Consider the following 18740-nt stretch of genomic DNA (forward strand, 5'->3'; position numbering starts at 1 on the left):
GGTTGGTGCTTATGTCGAATCATCGTGCGGAATCGGTGCGCCGCGCTGCGGTTATCGGCTCCGGCGTTATGGGGGCGGGAATAGCGGCCCACCTTGCGAATGCGGGCATGCAGGTGCTGCTGCTCGATATTATCCCTCGCTCGCTGACAGAGGAAGAAGAGAGGATCGGGCTGACGCTCCATCACACACAGGTGCGCAATCGTCTCGCACAGACCGCACTGCAGCGGTTGGTTAAGGCGCAGCCGGCAGCTTTGTATGACGCGGCTTTTGCTGGACGGATTACGGCAGGCAATCTAGAAGATGATCTTGCCGGACTGGCTGACGCCGATTGGATCGTAGAAGCAGTAGTAGAACGGCTGGATGTGAAACGAAGCTTGTTCGAGCAGATCGAGAAGGTACGTAAGCCAGGGACGATTGTCACAACCAATACATCAGGGTTGTCCGTTGCGGCGATGGCGGAGGGACGAAGCGAAGAGTTCCGAAAGCATTTTGCGGCGACGCATTTTTTTAACCCGCCTCGTTATATGAAGCTGGTAGAGGTTGTGCCGACGCCGGATACGGACCCTGCTGTCGTTGCGAAGCTGATTGATCTCTGCGAGAAACGGCTCGGCAAAGGTGTTGTGCTTGCCAAGGATACGCCTAATTTTATCGCGAATCGGATCGGCACGTACGGCATGCTTGTGACGCTGGAAGAGGTGGTCCGCTACGGGCTCACTGTGGAGGAAGCGGATGCCTTGACGGGACCGGCAATGGGAAGGCCGAAGACAGCAACGTTCCGGATGCTGGATATCGTCGGGCTCGACACTTTGCTGCATGTCGTAGACAACGTGCGGGAGCGGAGCAGCGATCCGGAGGAGCTTGCCGTGTTCGCACGTCCACCGGTATTGGAGGCGCTGGTCGCGTCGGGGCGGCTTGGCGAGAAGTCGGGCGGCGGCTTTTACAGGAAGAAGAAGGCTGCAGGCGGCGGGAGTGAGATCGAGTCGCTCCGTTTGCAGACGATGGATTATGGTCCGCGGAAGCAAATCAGCTCGACCGTAATCGATGCGGCTAAGGCGGCAAAAGGCGCGGCAGGCAAAGCGAAGGCGCTGCTGGCGGCCGAGCCGGGCAGCCGGTATTCGCTGTTTGCTTGGCAGACGATCAAGCGGACGCTGCTGTATTCGGCGAAGCTGACTGGCGTCATCGCGGACTCCATTGCAGAGATCGACCGGGCGATGAAATGGGGCTTTAACTGGGAGCTGGGACCCTTCGAGCTGTGGGATGCAATCGGGCTTCGGAGGTCTGTGCAGCGCATGAGCGATGAAGGCGACGAGGTGCCGGAATGGGTGCTGCAATGGCTGGAGGCGGGCAATGAAAGCTTTTACCGGATCGCGCCGCCAGAAGATGGTTCGCCTGCAGGTACTGTTGCCAAGAGATTCTATGCGGCAGCCGCCTCAGGCAACCGTTATGTCTTCACGGAGGAGGAGCCTGGTGCAGACGACATTTCATTAGCGGCGTTAAAAGAATCCGGGCGCACGGTGCTTAGCACCTCCGGGGCGAGCTTAATCGACTTGGGCGATGAGGTCGTCTGTCTGGAATTTCACTCGCCCAACAATGCGATTGGCGGCGATATTCTGACGGCGATTCAGCGCAGCACGGAAGAAGTGAGCCGAAATTGGCGGGGGCTCGTCATTGCGAATGAGGGCCGGAATTTCTGCGTCGGCGCGAATCTGATGCTGCTGCTCATGGAGGCGCAAAGCGGCGAATGGGAGGAGGTCGAGGACATTATCCGGCTGTTCCAATCCAGCATGCTGGGGCTGAAAAGACTCGACCGCCCTGTCGTAGCGGCACCGCACCGGATGACGCTGGGCGGCGGAGTCGAGGCCTGCCTGCCGGCGGATCAGATCATCTACTCGCCGGAGACGTACTTCGGCCTGGTGGAGACTGGGGTTGGACTCATTCCGGCCGGAGGCGGCTCGAAGGAAGCAGCTGTGCTGGCCGCCCAGCGGGCTGGGGGCGGTGAGATCCAGCCGCATCTGAACGCGCTGTTCGAGACGTTAGCGCTTGCAAAAACCTCCACGAGCGGCTACGACGTTGGCCGCATCGGGTTGCGACGCCCGCAGGACCGGGTCATCGCGCGGCAGGACGCGCGGATTGCCGAAGCGAAGCGGGCGGTGCTGGAGCTGGACCGGGCGGGCTATGCACCGCCGCAGGAGAAGCGCATCCGCGTGGCTGGCCGCGAGGGCAGAGCTGTGCTGCAGCTTGGCGTGAAGGCCCTGCAGCTCAGCGGGCAAGTGAGCGCGCATGACGCCTTGATCGGCGCCAAGCTGGCCCATGTGGTAGCCGGCGGCAACGCCGCGCCGGGCGCTGAGGTGAGCGAGCAGTATTTGCTCGATCTGGAATGCGAAGCGTTCCTCAGCCTTTGCGGCGAACGCAAAACGCAGGAGCGGATGAGCCATATGCTCGCGACCGGCAAGCCGCTGCGGAATTAGTTGGGTGAGCTAGTCGCTGCGCTCAACGTTATGGGCGGGGCGCACAAACTGCAAAAGTACATTTTGATTTGCCGTTTTGAGTCTATATAAGGCTTCAAAATGCAAATCTGCAGTTTGTTTGACTAGATTGGGCTCAAAAAGGCCGGTTTAGCCCAATTCACCTGCACTTTTACATTTTGAGCCGCAAAAACGGCAATTTTGGGGCAAACAAACTGCACTTTTACATTTTGATCAGACAGTGCGGGGCTCGCGGAATCAGACTACTGGTCTGCTAGCAGCTAGTGAGGCGTGCAGTTGAGGTTGCTAGTCTCCCAGCGCTAGTAACGCTAAAAATTAGTTAGTTTTATTCATGCGGAAACGCTGCGGCGAGCTCTTGAGCAACGCAGAAGTAACAAGCTTGTGCAGTGGAACGAAACAGGCTCGAACTAAAGGGAGGGAAAGCCGATGGGGACGGCGGGCAAGCGATTTGCCGAGGATGACCGCGACGCGGTAATCGTATCGGCAGTACGAACGGCGGTCGGCAGGGCGAAGAAGGGGAGCCTTGCCGATACGAGAGCGGAGGATTTGGGAAGGGCCGTGCTGCGGGCCGCATTGGAGCGGGCTCCGGGATTAGCAGCGGAGGAAGTGGAGGATGTCATTATCGGCTGTGCGATGCCGGAGGGCGAGCAGGGATTGAATATGGCGCGAGTTCTCGCGCTATATGCGGGTTTCCCAGTGACGACGCCGGCGGTCACGGTTAATCGCTTTTGCGCTTCCGGGCTGCAGGCGATAGCCTATGCTGCCGAGCGCATCCGGCTCGGCGAAGCGGAGGTTATAGCCGCCGGAGGCGTAGAAAGCATGAGCCATGTGCCGATGACCGGCTTCAAGATAGCTCCTCATCCCGGCATCGTTGATTCGATGCCGGAAGTGTACATGGGCATGGGCCATACCGCCGAGGAAGTGGCCCGCCGCTATGGGATAAGCCGCGCAGCGCAGGACGCTTTTGCAGCGTCCAGCCATCGCAAGGCGGCAGCGGCGATTCAGGCTGGCCGCTTCAAAGAGGAGATCGTGCCGGTGACGGCCCGCCGCTCGGGCGTGAACGAGGCTGGGCGGCCATGGGAGAGCATGATCACGTTCGACACGGACGAAAGCGTCCGGCCGGATACGACGCCGGAGACGCTGGCGACGCTCAAGCCTTCTTTTGCCCGCGAGGGTACGGTAACGGCTGGCAATGCTTCGCCTATGAATGATGGAGCAGCTGCGGTGATTGTAATGAGCCGGGCGCGTGCCAAGGAGCTTGGGCTGCAGCCGCTTGCTGCACTCCGCGCCTACAGTGTAGCGGGTGTTGCGCCTGAAATTATGGGTATTGGCCCGATTGAGGCAGTGCCTAAGGCGCTAGCGAAAGCGGGCGTCGAGCTCAGAGAGATTGATCTGTTCGAGCTCAATGAAGCGTTCGCCGCTCAATGCGTGCCCATTATCGAACAGCTCGGCCTTGATCCCGACAAGGTAAATGTGAACGGCGGCGCAATAGCACTTGGACATCCGCTGGGCTGCACGGGGACGAAGCTGTCCGTGTCGCTCATCCATGAGCTCAGACGCCGGGGCGGGGGGCTTGGTGTTGTGACGATGTGCATCGGCGGCGGAATGGGGGCAGCGGGGCTGTTCGAGGTTTATCCATAGGCAATAGGCAATCCCGAAGGACTTATAACGGGCAAGGGGAAGGGAGATTGGCGGCATGACGGATAAAAAGCGATTTGGCGGCCGGTTTGTCGTAGAAGACGCTTTGCCTTCGGCGACGGTGACGCCCGAGGATTTCAACGAGGAGCAGCGCATGATGGCCCGCGCGGCGGCAGAGTTTGCCGAGGGAGAGATTGCGCCGCATGACGAGCAGCTGGAAGGGCTGGACTATGGCTTGACGGTGAAGCTGATGCGGCAGGCGGGCGAGCTGGGGTTACTAGGGGCAGACGTGCCGGAAGCCTACGGAGGCCTTGGACTGGATAAAGTGAGTACAACACTTCTATCCGAGACGCTGTCGCGGGCTTCTTCCTTCGCATTGTCGGTAGGTGCGCATACGGGCATCGGCACGCTGCCGATCGTCTTTTTTGGCACGCCGGCACAAAAGCGCCGCTACCTGCCCAAACTGGCTGCCGGCGAGCTGATCGCCGCCTATTGCCTGACGGAACCGGCTTCGGGCTCCGACGCGCTTGGCGCAAAAACGACTGCTAAGCTGTCAACTGACGGTCAGCATTATCTATTGAACGGCTCCAAGCTGTACATTACGAACGCAGGCTTCGCGGATGTGTTTATCGTGTATGCGAAGGTGGATGGGGAAGCTTTTACCGCGTTTATCGTGGAGAGAAATACGCCGGGGTTCAGCATCGGACCCGAGGAGCACAAAATGGGTATTAAAGCTTCGTCGACGTGTCCGCTTTACTTCGAGGATGTAGCGGTACCGGTCGAAAATGTGCTCGGCGAAATCGGCAAAGGGCATCATATTGCCTTCAATATTCTCAATATCGGGCGGTTTAAGCTGGGGGCGGGCTGTCTAGGCGCGGCGAAAGAGACGATTGAGCTCGCATCGCAATATGCCAACACGAGGCAGCAGTTTGGGCGTGCGATTTCGTCCTACCCGTTGATCGGTGCGAAGCTGGCCGATATGAACATCCAAACCTTTGTTATGGAAAGCATGGTATACCGCACGGCAGGCTGGATCGACGGCACGCTCCAGACGACTGAAGCGGAGGCGGATTCCCCTGATGCGGGAGTGCTAGCGGCAAAAGCAATCAGCGAGTACGCCATCGAATGCTCCATCGTAAAAGTGTTTGCTTCCGAGGCACTGGATTTCGTCGCTGATGAAGGGGTTCAAATCCACGGCGGCTACGGCTATATCCGCGAATACAAGGTAGAGCGGATTTACCGTGACTCGCGGATTAACCGGATTTTTGAAGGAACGAATGAAATCAACCGGATGCTCATTCCGGGCACGCTGCTCAAAAAAGCATTAAAGGGCGAGCTCCCTCTCCTGCAAAAAGCAAAAGCGCTGCAAGGCGAGCTGCTTCAGCCGATGCCGGTGCCTGCTTTTGACGAGCCGCTGGCAAAGGAGACGTATCGAATCGCGCAAGCGAAAAAAGCGTTCCTCGCCGTTGGCGGCCTGGCCGTGCAAAAGCTGGGAACGAGGCTGGATCAGGAGCAAGAGGTACTCTGTGCGATGGCGGATATTATGATTCAAATATTTGCCGCTGAAAGTGCGCTGCTGCGGACGAAAAAACTGGCGCAGGAAGGAGCGGCAGGTGTTGCGGCGGCAGCCACTGCTGCGATTGCAATCACGCCGCGAACTGAAAACGCGATACAGATGACGGAGGTATTCGTCCAGGAAGCAATGGACCGAATTGAGTCCTATGCCAAGCTGGCGCTTGCTGCATTGGAGCAGGGCGACGGCTTGCAAATGCAGCTGTCCGTATTGAAAAAGCTGATGCGGGCTCCGCTGGCTGACAACGTAGCGAAGAAAAGGGAAATTGCCGCCCGCGTCATTCGAGGGGAGCAATACATTGTGTAGGAGGGGGAACGCTTTATGGATCCGTCAAAACCGGAACGGCCGCTTGTACCCGAAGATCGGCAGGAGCCGAATCAATCCGCACCCGATGAACAGACTTCCCAGGAGGAGAATTTGGAGATGGAGCAGCCGGTAGAGGCCGGCTCCTCCAGTGAGGCGGCAGACGTCACAGCAACGGCATTGGAGCCGGAACCTGAGCTCCATATTAGTTCGGCTTCTTCAATCGAGGCCGAATTTGAGGCTGATATCGAGCTTGCCGTGCAGGAACCCGGACCCGAGACTGGACCGGAAGTCGAGCCCATACTCGAAAATGAGGCCGGGTTGGAGTCTGAGCAAGGGGTTGAGCTTCAAGCTGGAGACGATATAGTGCCAGCACAATCTGAGCTTGCACCGGAGCCGCAACCTGAAACGGACTCAGAATCCGTGGTCTTACATGTGCTGGAGCAAGAGCAAGAAGCAGTACTTCAGTATGCTCATGAATCGGAGAGTGAGCCCCCAGCGGAACCGCAACTTGTTCATGAGTCGGGGCATGAGTTCGGAGAACAAGAGCTTGCGAATGAACTGGAGGTAGGGTCCGAAGGGGATCCTCAACTTGCCCATGAGCCTGGGCATGAGACCCAAGAGGAATCCCAAGAAGAATCCGAGCTTGAAAATCAACCGGCAACTGAGCCTGAAACAGAAGTTCAGATTGCAAGTGAACCGGAAGTTGAGCAAGGGGAACCTGAGCTCAAAAATAAGTATGAACCCGAACCCGAACCCGAACCCGAACCCGAACCCGAACCCGAACCCGAACCCGAACCCGAACCCGAACCCGAACCCGAACCCGAACCCGAACCCCAAGCTCCTTCATCGAATGAGCGCCCTAAACCATGGCTGGACAGCTATCCCGAGGAAATCCCGGCTTCGCTGGAGTATCCGAACCACAGCATCGCTTGCCTGCTAACGAAAGCAGCCGAAAACTACCCGAATCATGAAGCGATTTACTTCATGGGCAAGTCCATCAGCTACCGCAGTCTTCTTCAGGATGCGAATCGCCTAGCGAACGGTCTGATTTCCCTTGGTATCAGCAAAGGGGATCGGGTTGCGATTATGCTGCCGAACTGCCCGCAGGCAGTGGCTGCTTATTTTGGCGTGCTGCTGCTTGGCGCTGTAGTCGTGCAGACGAATCCGCTCTATGTCGAACGCGAACTGCAGCATCAGCTGTCTGATAGCGGAGCTAGCGCGATCATTACCGCCGATTTGTTTTATGCCCGGCTGGCACGAGTGCGAGGCGAGCATCCAGAGACAGGGCCGCTGCCGAAGCTGCGTCATGTCATCGTCACCTCCATCAAGGACGGCCTGCCTTTTCCGAAAAATCTGCTTTATCCGCTCAAACAGCGCAAAGAAGGCTTTCGAGCCGATATTCCATACGGCAGTCTAGGAATTGTCGCCTATAAACGGCTGCTTAGCACGAGCTCCGCGCTGCCAGTCGTAACTGCTACAACGGGAGAGGACCTTGCACTGCTGCAATATACCGGCGGTACGACGGGGACGCCGAAGGGCGTCATGCTGACACATCGCAATCTCGTTGCGAACACGCTGCAGACAGAGGCATGGTGCTATAAAGCGCAGGACGGAAAGGAGAAGTTCCTGGCGGCGCTGCCGCTTTTCCATGTGTTTGGATTAACGGTGTTAATGAATATGTCGGTGAAGAAGGCAGGGTCGCTCATTCTGCTTCCGCGCTTTGAGGTTCCGGCGGTACTGCAGGCGATCGACCGGCTGAAGCCGACGATTTTTCCAGGGGCTCCAACGATGTATGTCGCGCTCATCAACCATAAAGATGCGGTCCATAGCGATCTGTCCTCTATCGAAGTGTGTATCAGCGGCTCTGCGGCACTTCCGCTTGAGGTGCAGGACCAGTTTGAGGCGATGACAGGCGGGCGGCTGATCGAAGGCTATGGCTTAACAGAGACCTCACCGGTGACACATGCGAATCCAATCTGGGGCAAGCGCAAAATCGGCACGATCGGCCTGCCTTTTCCCGATACAGAAGCGGCGATCGTCAATGCCGAGGGCGATTTTTTGCCAGTGGGCGCAATTGGTGAGCTTGTCATCCGGGGGCCGCAAGTGATGAAGGGATATTGGAACCATCCGGAGGAATCGGCGTATGCGTTAAGAGGGGGCTGGCTCCATACCGGAGATCTGGGGGCGATGGATGAGGAAGGTTTTTTCACTATCGTAGACCGGATGAAGGATGTCATCATTGCCGGGGGCTTCAACATTTATCCTCGTGATGTCGAGGAGGTGCTCTTCGAGCATCCTGCCGTTATGGAGGCTGCGGCTGTTGGTGTGAAGGATGCGTATCGCGGGGAGACGGTCAAAGCTTTCATCGTATGCAAAGAAGGGGCGGAGGTGTCGCCGGAGGAATTGGATCACTGGTGCAGGGAGCGGCTTGCTGCGTTCAAAGTTCCGCATATTTACGAATTCAGGAGCAGCCTGCCCAAGACGATGATCGGAAAAGTGCTGAAGCGCAAGTTGTTGGAGGAGGAACATACGGATACAGACAAGCGGAGTTGACGAAGCTAAGGAGGGATGCGCGTGTCGGTGGAGGAAGGGTATGAACAGCAGCATTATGCCGACCCGTCCAGCTTTTTAGCCATGCTTGCGGAACGGGCCGAGGATTCCTTCTGGGGAGAGCTGGGCTGCGAAATCATTCACGCAGAAGCGGGCAAAGCCATTATTAGTATGGAAACGGACCGGCGTCATCTCAATTTGCTCGGCATCGTGCACGGAGGCGTACTGATGTCTCTGCTGGACAATGCGATGGGACTGGCGATTATGCTCGCTTGCCGGGATGAGAAGACGGTGACGGCCACGCTGAACACGCATTTTCTGGAAAATGCCAAGGCAGGGCGGCTGAGATGTGAGGGAGAAATTATACACCGGATCGGGCGAACGATTACGCTTCAAGCTTTTGTCAAAGATGAGGACGATCGGCTCATTGCATGGGGCAGCGGCACGTATCGCATTGTCACAAAAACGAAATAATTTGTCCCATAAATGATACGAACGTACGGTTGCCCAATTATATCCAATTAGGATATAATCTAACCTATATATGGAAGCGTGACAATTTTTCGAACGACTGAAATCTAATACAGTAAAAGCCGATAAACATGGTAGGAAAGGAGGCGGAGATATGGTTAACAGCTGGGTAACGATTATAATGCTAGCATTTGGAATTCTGGTTGCTGTTATTGGTGTTTTTGCGTATTTGCGGATGTTCTACAAGGAGAAAAGCTTGTCCTCATCCCCGACTGCGATTGATATCCCGCCTCCGATAACCGCACGCGTTGTGCCGCCGGAGGACAAGGCTTCTGCCGACGATCTGAAGCAATGATTTTGATACTCTGGACAGGACTTACAATTGAATGCTTTCGCATTCGGTTCTGAAATGTTATAATAGTAAGAAAAATGCAAACATTGTGACTCATTCACCATGGAGTTGCCTGCACCGATCGGGGGTTTTTGCGGTGTGAGAGCCGCATCCGTTCTCGGATTTTGTTATTTAGGACGACCATCCAACGTATAGGGGAGGAGATTTCATGGCGAAGCATAGCCAGAATGAAGTCAAGGAAAGCCTGAAGGAACTCACGAGAATCTTTCAACCGAAGGATCCGCGTAAATTTGTACGCGATTATATTCGCAAGTATCGGATTACCGGCGGGTACGAGGATGAGTTGACGATGTTGGTTGAGGATGAGATGGACAAATTGAATTCCTCGGTCGGATAGCAGCAGGATAATAACGGTCTTACATCTGTGGCAATATAGATGTAGGACCTTTTTGTTTTTTCTTTTTTCACAAAATAGATACCATTCCGTGTTATGTTCCGTCCCTTTCCCGAATAGGGTGATCATAGGGGGGATGCCTCACATGGCGATGGAATTGAAGTCCAAGGACGAGATCCGGTCCATTCGAAAAGCAGGGCAAATATTAGCCGCCTGCCACAAAGCGATTGCCAAACGAATCGCTCCCGGAGTTACGACGCTTGAGCTCGACCGGTTTGCTGAACGTTTCTTGCTGGAGCGGGGAGCTGTTCCTGCGCAAAAAGGGTATAAAGGCTATCCTTACGCGATTTGCGCCTCGGTTAATGAGGTGGTGTGCCATGGCTTTCCCGACATGGTGCCGTTGTCACAGGGAGATATCGTCACGATTGATCTGGTGGCGGAAGTGAATGGCTGGAAGGCGGATTCGGCGTGGACGTATGCAATCGGCACACCTACGCGGGATACGGCAAGGCTGCTGCGGGTGGCGAAGCTGGCGCTTAGCCGCGGCATAGCGGAAGCGGTTCCGGGCAAAAGGCTCGGCGACATCGGTCATGCCATCCAACAATGCGCCGAACAATCTGGCTATAAAGTCATTACGAGCTTTGTCGGCCATGGCATTGGAAGGCTGCTGCATGAGCCGGAGCAGCCGCAGGCTTCTGAAGGGCGAGCAGGGCGGGGCGAGCGGCTTCGCGAGGGTATGGTGATTACGATTGAGCCGATCGTGACGATCGGTGATGCAAGCGTATATATCGGGATGGACGGCTGGACGGCGAGAACGCTCGACGGCAGCCTGTCGGCGCAGTTTGAACATACGGTGGCGATTACTGAAACGGGGCCGGTTGTTTTGACCCGGTAGAGGTTGTGAATGGTGCGGACAGCTTGATGGCTCAAGGAATACCCTGCCTCGTGGCAGGGTTGTTCGCCGTTAAGCGGGATTGCTATAATAAGGGTAAGAATAGCAGGTCGCCGCCATAGAGGCGGAGAGGGGCGAACATACGATGAATTGGCTGGCTAAATTGCGCAAAGGGTATGGGAAAAAGCTTGTCAGACTGCACGCATGGAACGGCTGGATTGTCGTGATTTTGGCCGTATCCGGTTTGGTACTGCTTGGAGGCTTCTGGCGAGGCATTCTCGGTGAAGGCCGCGTATGGCTGAAGGGACTGCATATCGTCGTCGGGATCGCATCGATTATGCCGGTCATCTACTATCTGCTGCTGGCGGGCAAGCATTGGAAGCAGCTGAGGGAGAAGCCTTGGCAGCGGTTCAATGTGCTGGTGGTGCTAGGGTTACTGCTTGGCTGGTTTATTTCCGGGGTGCTGCTCTGGCAGTTCCGCGCGGTTGGCCCCGCATGGGCCAATGCTGCTCTCGTCGTGCATGACCTGCTGACATGGATCGGACTTCCTTATATTATTTACCACTCCATAACACGGGCAAAATGGCTCAAGGAGCCGCAGCGGCGGACGATCCGCGACGAATCGACAGCTTCTGGCGGAGAAGTTGTGGGTGTAGGCGGGCGAGGCATTCATCCTGCGGCAGGACCACAGGCGGTGTATAGCCGGCGTACCGTTATTAAATGGTCGATTGGCGCCGGACTTGCCGTCGTGGTAGGACCTTCGTTTCTCCAATGGCTTGGGAAATCGCTTGGACCGAGTCTAGGAGGGGGCGGTTCCATTGACGAGATCGTAGCGCGAGACGGCAACCATCTTGCTCCGCCGCCGGAGCCGCTGCCTGCATCGCTGCCGCCGAGCGGTGGCGGGGCACGGGGTAATTTTCGAATATATACGGTTACGCCAATCCCGACCTTCAACAACGACAATTGGTCTTTTACCATTGACGGTCTCGTCGACAAGCCTATGAAGTGGAATTGGGAGAAGTTCGTGGCGCTTAAGCGCAAGGTGCAGGTGAGCGATTTCCATTGCGTGACGGGCTGGTCGGTTTACAGCAATACGTGGGAAGGCATTCCGCTCAAGGATTTTTTGCGGGAAGCGGGCGTTCAACAGACTGCCAAGACCGTCAAGTTCTACTCTGGTGACGGTGTGTATACGGATACGCTGTCACTGGAGCAGGCGGGGATGGATGATGTTATGATCGCCGTGATGCATGACGGGAAGCCGATTCCGAGCGATCTCGGCGGACCGGTGCGGCTGATCGTGCCGAAGATGTATGCGTACAAATCGGTCAAGTGGCTCAACCGGATTGAGCTGATCGAAGGCGAGCATGTCGGCTATTGGGAAGAACGCGGCTATGCGAACGATGCTTGGGTGTAAATGTACATAAAAAATAGTGTAGAGGAGACGGGGTAACTATGGTGCAATATATTACAGTGCAAGAATTAGCGGCGAAAATAAAAGGGGACAACGGAGTCGTCATCGTAGATTGCCGTTTTCTATTGAATGACCCGTCGGCGGGCGAAACGGCATATGAAGCGGGTCATATTCCAGGCGCGTTCTATCTTCACTTGGAGCGAGATCTGTCAGGTCCAAAACAGCCCGGCGGCCGTGGCGGACGCCATCCATTGCCTGAACCAAGCCGATTGGCGGACAAGCTAGGTGCCATTGGGGTAGGCAATAACACGACGGTCGTCGCTTATGACGATCAGGGTGGTGCTATGGCTTCGCGCTTGCTGTGGCTGCTGAAATGGCTTGGTCATGATGGGGAAACGGCTATTCTGGTGGGCGGCTTTGCCACTTGGCAGGCTGCAGGTGAGGCAGTGTCGACAGAGCCTCCAGTGGGCATTGAGGGGCTGCAATTCACGCCTCAGGTACAAGAAGGAATTGTGGTGGATGCTGCATATGTAAGGGAGCGGATTGGCCGTGACGATGTGACCATCATCGATTCCCGCGAGGCTCCTCGCTATCGCGGCGAGGTCGAGCCAATCGACCCAGTAGCTGGACATATTCCAAGCGCAGTGAACCGCTTTTGGAAGGACGGCTTTGATGAAGCCGGCGCTTTGAAGCCAGTTGAGGCGCAGCTTGAACGGTTTGCAGGTTTGCAGGCGGACGATGAGATCATCGTCTACTGTGGGTCCGGTGTAACTGCGACGCCTAACGTGATTGCGCTGGAAAGCGCGGGGTTTAAGAACGTGAAGCTTTATGCGGGGAGTTGGAGTGATTGGAGCAGCAACCCGGAGAATCTGGTTGCGGTGGGGGAAGAGTAGAAGGTTTAAGCGGTACAGAGTAATATGAGACTCGAAGGACATCGCGAATGAGGCGATGTCCTTCTTTACGTTGTTCTCAGAACTCAGAATCAACACTTGTTCTCATAAAGTACTTACGCTTAGTACCTAGCACTTATTTGTTTGGATTTATGCAATTTACTGGAAACTTTATGTTACTTCCCCCTACATCCACACAAAGAAGGCTAATCTGCTCTTCCTTATGGAAGGGTAAGCTAAAGTCAACAGAAAACTATAATTAGGTCACTTATTCGACAGAAATGCATCAATTTATTTTTCTCCTGAGCATAATTTTATTACATGTGAGTACACAATTTCAGATCGCAGTTCTAAAAAATCCTCGTAAGATAATTTACTATAGTCTGTGCTTGTTAACAATGGGAGCAAATTAGATGAGAAGACTTCTTCATAACGCTCTCCAAGTGTTTCAATCAGTTTAGGTAAATATTCATTGGGATTTTGATCGCTTATGAAATTGTTTTCTGAAGCTGCCAACATACAAATATTGATTATACTATTGGTTTCGAGATCACTGGATATGCGTTTGAGATATGCTTGAGGGTAGATATGATGAAATTGTTTTTTATTATAAATTGAAAGTGCATTTGATGTGTCGATTTTTGATCCATTTGTAATGTTTAATGGATTTATGCAAGCGAGAGCTAAAACGTATGCCCTAGTGCTGGAGTTATTACTTCTAAACAATATTTTTTTTAAATCATTTCTTCCAGGACGTAAACCAAATAAGGATGAGTCTGCTTGTTTTTCAATTATAAATGAAGTTACATTTTTTAAATCATTCGATAGGAATGAATCAGAAGCTCCTCTGTATCTCAGAGTGAACGAACTTGTCCAGAACCAAATTCTTATATCACGGATGTCTTCTGCAGAAAGGATCTTTTTGTTTGAAAAAACGTAAGATAAAATAACTATTATAGCTTCATATGGTAGGTAATCCCAACTATATAATTTGAATTCCGTACATAATAAATCAACAGATTTCAAGAGAGAACTTTTGGTACTTGTAACTAACTCGTCCATTTCTTCTTTTGTTAGATTTCTAAGTGATAGCACGTTTTCTCTTTTGACACTTTTGAACTTTATGGCTGCCATGCATTTTAGAATTGCATCACCTTCAATATCACCAAATCCTTTAGGATGTAAAGAATTAGCGATTTCTTCGATCTCGTTATTTAAATTGAATTGTTGTGTCCAGGTGGCTGCGACCATAAGATCATATGTTGATAAACGTGTTCCCGAACTGTTGATTCTTTCGAAAATCGGACAAACTTCTTCAACTGTCAAATCTTTTAGTGTTACTACAGGTATCCTATAATTCGTGACAATATCAATTAGATTATCCAATCTTTCTTGAAGTTGTAAAGCATTATTGTGACTAGCTAGACCTGTTCTGAAATTAAGTAATTTAGTAGTTTGGTATATCCATCTTAATGGAAATACGCTTAACTTTTGATCAACAGGATTTGGCGTGAATTCTTCCTTTTCCAAATCATATGCAATTGAATAACCTTGATCATCGTCATTTGCTCCAAAACATGAATAGATCACTGTCAATCTTTGTTGTCCGTCTAATACATAATCTGTTGGACTAAGGTCGTCTGTTTCAGGCAATTTAAAATCACCTATATTACGTTCTACAGTCAATTTCGATTGAGTTTTCCAAAGTAAGAGGCTCCCAACAGGATAATTATTAGCAATGCTATCTAAAAGGTTAAATGCTTGAGGTTCTTTCCATACAAATTTACGTTGAAATTGAGGAATTTTTATTTCCCCTTTTTTTATATCCCCAATTAGGTCTTTAATTAGTGGAGTATCGGTTCCCAATCTACCTGCAATATTAGTTCTCATTCTATCCCCCATTGATGTTAGTTGTGATATTAATATAACATGTATCATTATAAAATTTCCATAATTTATGTTTTTAATATAAAGATGCTAGAAAAACCAACATTAGAGCTGTAGATTTTTATTTTCAAAAGTTTGTTCCACTCTAGAAGAGGGGAAGCGATAGTAAAAGTTTACTAGAATATAAGAAGAATGAAAAATCGTTCAGAGCAAAACTTCCTAAAAGTATTTCAAAAGCAGGTCTTTGTTGTCCTGTAGAGCAACAAGAGGAAGCAGAGGGACGAAAGCTTGATCTAGTGCGGTAGTAGGTGTTATTTTTCTATACTTAGGTCAAATCGCATGGTATAGTCAATTTGAAACGATTGGAATTTAATCCAGTTTCATTTGCTGGATTTATAAAGAAAACATTAAAAGACATAATCAAGAAAAGTAGAAGAGAGCATTATAAAACTGTTTATTTTATTCAAAATAAATTAAACAATAATGATTTAGTGTATTTTTTGTAATCTAAATTTGAGGGGCAGATAAGGTGTACCAAGAAAAGGAAAAAAACATTATTAGATCAGAAGCATTGAGTAGCGCAATTTCTATATTAACTGAAGATAGAAAACAAAGTACAATAACTACATTAGATTATTTTGATAGTTTAAGGGACTTTATGCTCTTTAGTTCAAGTTATAGTAGTGATCATATTCTTGCAAGAAATTTGAAGAAGTCCACAGAACAATCTTGGAAGAAACACTTTGAATCAGCCCTTGGAAACAAAAGACCAAGTGAATTAAAAGTTGCATACTTAGCAGGTCCTAATCCAGAGAATGACCTAATGGAACTTATAAAGCAAGGAATATTACCAGAAAATATTTGGGCATTTGAATCTGATAATGATATTTATAAAGAAGCAGTGGGAAGGCTGGAAATTAATTTTCCTCAAGTTAAAATCCATCTCGGAAAGATAAGTTCATTTTTCTCGAATTCTGCAATAAACTTCGATATAGTATATTTAGATTTCTGTGGGGCTTTGGTTTCACCTAGTAAGAGAAATCGTAATATTTCTAACATTGTTTCTTTGATAGATAACCATAGGTTAAACTCTCCTGGTGTTATAATCACTAATTTTGCATATATTGATGAGTCTAATGATCCTGGTACAAAAAAGTTATTGGCTAAAATAGTATCGCTATACCTTTACCCTAAAGCATATGCTGACAATGGAGCATCTGCTGAAGAGCAGGGCTTATTATTTCACGAGTGGTTTTATAAAGTTAACAACAATTTAGAATATTACTATTCTGAATTTATAAGAAGGTTTATGATGGATATTTCTTCTGTGGTAATTCCTTTTATAAGAATCTGCAGGAGTCAAGAATACTTTGAAATGTTTTTCGAATTAGATAAAAAACAGATGAAATTATGCAAGAAAATATTATTTTCCTATGATGATCAAAAAGATTATATTGAAGAATTGTCCTTTAAATTGGAAGGTGACTCTGGAGGTTATTTAGAGAGTGATATGTCATTTTTCTCAATACCATGGTTTTTGAGAATGGCTCAATATAAAAACATTGAAGAATTGTATGACTGGTGTGACGATGAAGATGAACGAGAGCGATTGAAATTATTTTACATGGACTTTTACGATGATCAATTTAATAAAGCATCTCGAAGCCTTATTAATCAAATGAGTTTTAATTCAGAAGAGTTACTTGATCAATTTAGTGTGATGTTGTACCTGATTTTAGGTGGGTCACATGGAATCGAATGTTATTCAGAAAAATTAAAAAATGTTTATAACATGGATTGGCAGAGAGTTGCACCACAAGCTTGTGATGTTTTTACATTCCAAAGTGTTATTGGCCTTTTAATTGGTCAATTGTCAGTACCATATCATATTAATGTATTAAAGTCAGTGGGGTGGAGTTATAAGGCAAAAGAAACAGTTATGTATACAGATATGTTTGTATTGGATGAATGTAGATATATATATGACATGTTACCTACAATAGATATGATAAATAATAGAATAGAGAATTTAAGTTCTCAAATGTGTTATCGATTTGCATTAGATGCCCTTGATAAAAACCATATCAGATACAATACGGAATTATTTTTTGGATGTGCTGTCGTTGGGTGTAATAATGAAGGGTTTGAAGACAGGTGGTTCAAAGAAAGATATAAGATTGAAGTTTAGTAGACGATCTAAAATTTATATTATAAATGGTTTTATATCAGTATAGAAAGGAATCTTATATATGTCCTACGCTTTAGCGACACATTCTATGTTAAATGAAGTTATGAAGAAACTTAATCCCATTTTACTTAATCAAATTTCAAATCAAACAATGAACAGTTTGAAAGAGAAAATAAGTAAAGATAAAAATTCATTTGATATAAAGTTTATTACAGAGATACTCAAACAGGGTAAACAGGGTTCCTTCATCGTTCCAAACATAGCAGTCCCGGGAGAACCGGGAATTGGAATAATATCAGAAAATATTAATGCAATCATGTGTCTAGCTTTGAACACAACTGACAAAAAGTTTCTAAGGCACTATAATTCTAAATACATATTAGATTTACTTCATATTCATTCATTCCGCAAAGGGGAAGGGAAAAAGTTGATGGAGACATTCTTATATATTCAGAGCAACCTAAATATTCCTGGCTCCCTATGGACTGAATCAATAGATAACGTTAAGTATTTTGAAAAGTATGGATTTATCAATTTGGGAAGATTGGGGAAAAGCTCTGAATTTCTTATGAAATTACCTTGATTATACCATTACAGATGGACAATTGATCAGCGAAAATCATAGTCCGCTTTTCCCCTCAACAGGCTGCTAACAAATGATGCAGCCTGTTATCTATCCTTATTTTCCCAACCTTTCTCTACATCATTACTTCACTTGGCCTTTTCGTAGTGATTCGTTCGGTGTACTCAAGCCTTTTTATATTCTCCATTCCTTCTCCACAGGCGCAAACTCCTGATACGCCTAAGGCGTCATACCCACAACCTTCTTAAAAGCGGAGTAAAAGTGATGTAGCCGCATATATCCACCGCGTAGGCTCACTTCATTATTCGAAGTCCTGTCAAGTCCAACCGACAACACTTGAATGCCCCTAATCTTTCGTAAACTGAATCAACTCATATAAATTCGCTATCCCACACATCTGGGCTTCCAGTATCTTATCCAAATAAGCCCTGATATTCTCAGCCACATTCACGAGGCCTTCCAGATCAGTATGTTCTACCGCGCCGATAGATTGCCTAATATTCACGGTATCTTCTGAATATACGGAGCTTTGCAGCATTTGAATCAGCCTGATTTTTAGCAAATGAGATCCGCTATATCGACGATAACGGTTGGTAGGATCCCGGTCGGCCATTACATATCCTGCTTGATCCCAGTAGCGGATCGCAGATTTGGGAATCTGCGTCAACTCGGATGCTTCGTTGATAGTGAATGGCTCATCGGCATACAGAGATTTATTTTCGTTAGAGTAAGCTCGAATATCCTCGAATAACCTCTCTAGTTTCTCTTTTTCCTCATACAAAGCGATTTCTTTTTCCCGGATGATCCACATTGCATTTTGCGGTTTGTTTTGATGGAGACAACGAAGAGCCTCGGCAGTCACTTCCATTCCGAATGGCTGGGCCATTGCTTGGATACACGATAGATAGGCTGCGTGCAGTTCCGTATAAACGCGATAGCCATTTGGTGACCGCTCAGCTGGAGGGATCAGGCCCTTGGCCTCGTAATTCCTTATCGTACTGGCGCTGATATTGAATCTCTCCGCCATTTTTTTGAGACGCATCGTCAACCGGTCATCTCTCCCCGCCACATCTTTAAAGATTAAACTTCTTTGTAAGGTTTTCAATGAAAACTGCTGAT

At 49.6% G+C, this 18740-nt stretch carries 14 protein-coding genes; 12 read left to right on the forward strand and 2 right to left on the reverse strand.

Features of this window, described 5'->3' with window-relative positions:
- The first annotated feature begins 11 nt into the window (after positions 1–11).
- The 10 genes from ACFVVF_RS20695 to ACFVVF_RS20740 all read left to right on the forward strand — a co-directional run bounded on the left by ACFVVF_RS20695 (position 12) and on the right by ACFVVF_RS20740 (position 12966).
- A complete protein-coding gene (locus ACFVVF_RS20695) occupies positions 12–2468 on the forward strand; it encodes a 3-hydroxyacyl-CoA dehydrogenase/enoyl-CoA hydratase family protein (RefSeq protein ID WP_387813767.1) in 2457 nt (818 codons plus the stop codon).
- 444 nt (positions 2469–2912) lie between these two features.
- The gene (locus tag ACFVVF_RS20700; RefSeq protein WP_387813769.1) at positions 2913–4127 is read left to right on the forward strand and encodes a thiolase family protein; all 1215 of its coding nucleotides are present in this window, start codon (positions 2913–2915) and stop codon (positions 4125–4127) included.
- A gap of 55 nt (positions 4128–4182) precedes the next feature.
- Complete coding sequence (locus tag ACFVVF_RS20705; RefSeq protein ID WP_387813771.1) at positions 4183–6003, forward strand: acyl-CoA dehydrogenase family protein; 1821 nt, start codon at positions 4183–4185, stop codon at positions 6001–6003.
- An 870-nt stretch (positions 6004–6873) separates the two neighbouring features.
- Positions 6874–8556 carry a long-chain-fatty-acid--CoA ligase gene (locus ACFVVF_RS20710; RefSeq protein ID WP_387814298.1) on the forward strand — a complete coding sequence of 561 codons (1683 nt, stop codon included), beginning with the start codon at positions 6874–6876 and terminating at the stop codon, positions 8554–8556.
- A 21-nt stretch (positions 8557–8577) separates the two neighbouring features.
- Positions 8578–9027, forward strand: coding sequence for a PaaI family thioesterase (locus tag ACFVVF_RS20715; RefSeq protein WP_387813773.1), 450 nt, complete (start codon positions 8578–8580; stop codon positions 9025–9027).
- Between the two features lie 151 nt (positions 9028–9178).
- On the forward strand, positions 9179–9379 hold the full coding sequence (locus tag ACFVVF_RS20720; protein ID WP_387813775.1) for a hypothetical protein: 201 nt from the start codon (positions 9179–9181) through the stop codon (positions 9377–9379).
- A gap of 205 nt (positions 9380–9584) precedes the next feature.
- Positions 9585–9773, forward strand: coding sequence for a hypothetical protein (locus tag ACFVVF_RS20725; RefSeq protein WP_042168109.1), 189 nt, complete (start codon positions 9585–9587; stop codon positions 9771–9773).
- A 142-nt stretch (positions 9774–9915) separates the two neighbouring features.
- The gene (gene map, locus ACFVVF_RS20730; RefSeq protein ID WP_387813777.1) at positions 9916–10665 is read left to right on the forward strand and encodes a type I methionyl aminopeptidase; all 750 of its coding nucleotides are present in this window, start codon (positions 9916–9918) and stop codon (positions 10663–10665) included.
- Between the two features lie 142 nt (positions 10666–10807).
- Complete coding sequence (locus ACFVVF_RS20735) at positions 10808–12076, forward strand: molybdopterin-dependent oxidoreductase (protein ID WP_387813779.1); 1269 nt, start codon at positions 10808–10810, stop codon at positions 12074–12076.
- Between the two features lie 38 nt (positions 12077–12114).
- Positions 12115–12966, forward strand: a complete 852-nt coding sequence (locus tag ACFVVF_RS20740; protein WP_387813781.1) for a sulfurtransferase — start codon at positions 12115–12117, stop codon at positions 12964–12966.
- Between the two features lie 288 nt (positions 12967–13254).
- Here ACFVVF_RS20740 and ACFVVF_RS20745 read toward each other — a convergent pair whose 3' ends face one another.
- Positions 13255–14853, reverse strand: coding sequence for a GmrSD restriction endonuclease domain-containing protein (locus ACFVVF_RS20745; RefSeq protein WP_387813783.1), 1599 nt, complete (start codon positions 14851–14853; stop codon positions 13255–13257).
- A 526-nt stretch (positions 14854–15379) separates the two neighbouring features.
- Here ACFVVF_RS20745 and ACFVVF_RS20750 point away from each other — a divergent pair.
- The gene (locus ACFVVF_RS20750; RefSeq protein ID WP_387813785.1) at positions 15380–17038 is read left to right on the forward strand and encodes a hypothetical protein; all 1659 of its coding nucleotides are present in this window, start codon (positions 15380–15382) and stop codon (positions 17036–17038) included.
- A gap of 61 nt (positions 17039–17099) precedes the next feature.
- Complete coding sequence (locus ACFVVF_RS20755; RefSeq protein WP_387813787.1) at positions 17100–17621, forward strand: hypothetical protein; 522 nt, start codon at positions 17100–17102, stop codon at positions 17619–17621.
- Between the two features lie 346 nt (positions 17622–17967).
- On the opposite strand, the gene ACFVVF_RS20760 is transcribed toward ACFVVF_RS20755, so the two are convergent.
- Positions 17968–18726 (reverse strand): MerR family DNA-binding transcriptional regulator, encoded by a 759-nt coding sequence (locus ACFVVF_RS20760; RefSeq protein ID WP_387813789.1) that lies wholly within the window; start codon positions 18724–18726, stop codon positions 17968–17970.
- Positions 18727–18740 lie beyond the last annotated feature (14 nt).

Origin of the sequence: Paenibacillus sp. NPDC058174, from assembly GCF_042883865.1 — a bacterium.
GTDB lineage: Bacteria > Bacillota > Bacilli > Paenibacillales > Paenibacillaceae > Pristimantibacillus.

What these genes read in the sequence shown, in the direction of transcription:
- ACFVVF_RS20755 (WP_387813787.1), top strand. Translation starts at nt 17,100, where the DNA reads ATGTCCTACGCTTTAGCGACACATTCTATGTTAAATGAAGTTATGAAG.
- ACFVVF_RS20725 (WP_042168109.1), top strand. Translation starts at nt 9,585, where the DNA reads ATGGCGAAGCATAGCCAGAATGAAGTCAAGGAAAGCCTGAAGGAACTC.
- ACFVVF_RS20700 (WP_387813769.1), top strand. Translation starts at nt 2,913, where the DNA reads ATGGGGACGGCGGGCAAGCGATTTGCCGAGGATGACCGCGACGCGGTA.
- ACFVVF_RS20740 (WP_387813781.1), top strand. Translation starts at nt 12,115, where the DNA reads ATGGTGCAATATATTACAGTGCAAGAATTAGCGGCGAAAATAAAAGGG.
- map (WP_387813777.1), top strand. Translation starts at nt 9,916, where the DNA reads ATGGCGATGGAATTGAAGTCCAAGGACGAGATCCGGTCCATTCGAAAA.
- ACFVVF_RS20705 (WP_387813771.1), top strand. Translation starts at nt 4,183, where the DNA reads ATGACGGATAAAAAGCGATTTGGCGGCCGGTTTGTCGTAGAAGACGCT.
- ACFVVF_RS20720 (WP_387813775.1), top strand. Translation starts at nt 9,179, where the DNA reads ATGGTTAACAGCTGGGTAACGATTATAATGCTAGCATTTGGAATTCTG.
- ACFVVF_RS20745 (WP_387813783.1), bottom strand. Translation starts at nt 14,853, where the DNA reads ATGAGAACTAATATTGCAGGTAGATTGGGAACCGATACTCCACTAATT.
- ACFVVF_RS20695 (WP_387813767.1), top strand. Translation starts at nt 12, where the DNA reads ATGTCGAATCATCGTGCGGAATCGGTGCGCCGCGCTGCGGTTATCGGC.
- ACFVVF_RS20735 (WP_387813779.1), top strand. Translation starts at nt 10,808, where the DNA reads ATGAATTGGCTGGCTAAATTGCGCAAAGGGTATGGGAAAAAGCTTGTC.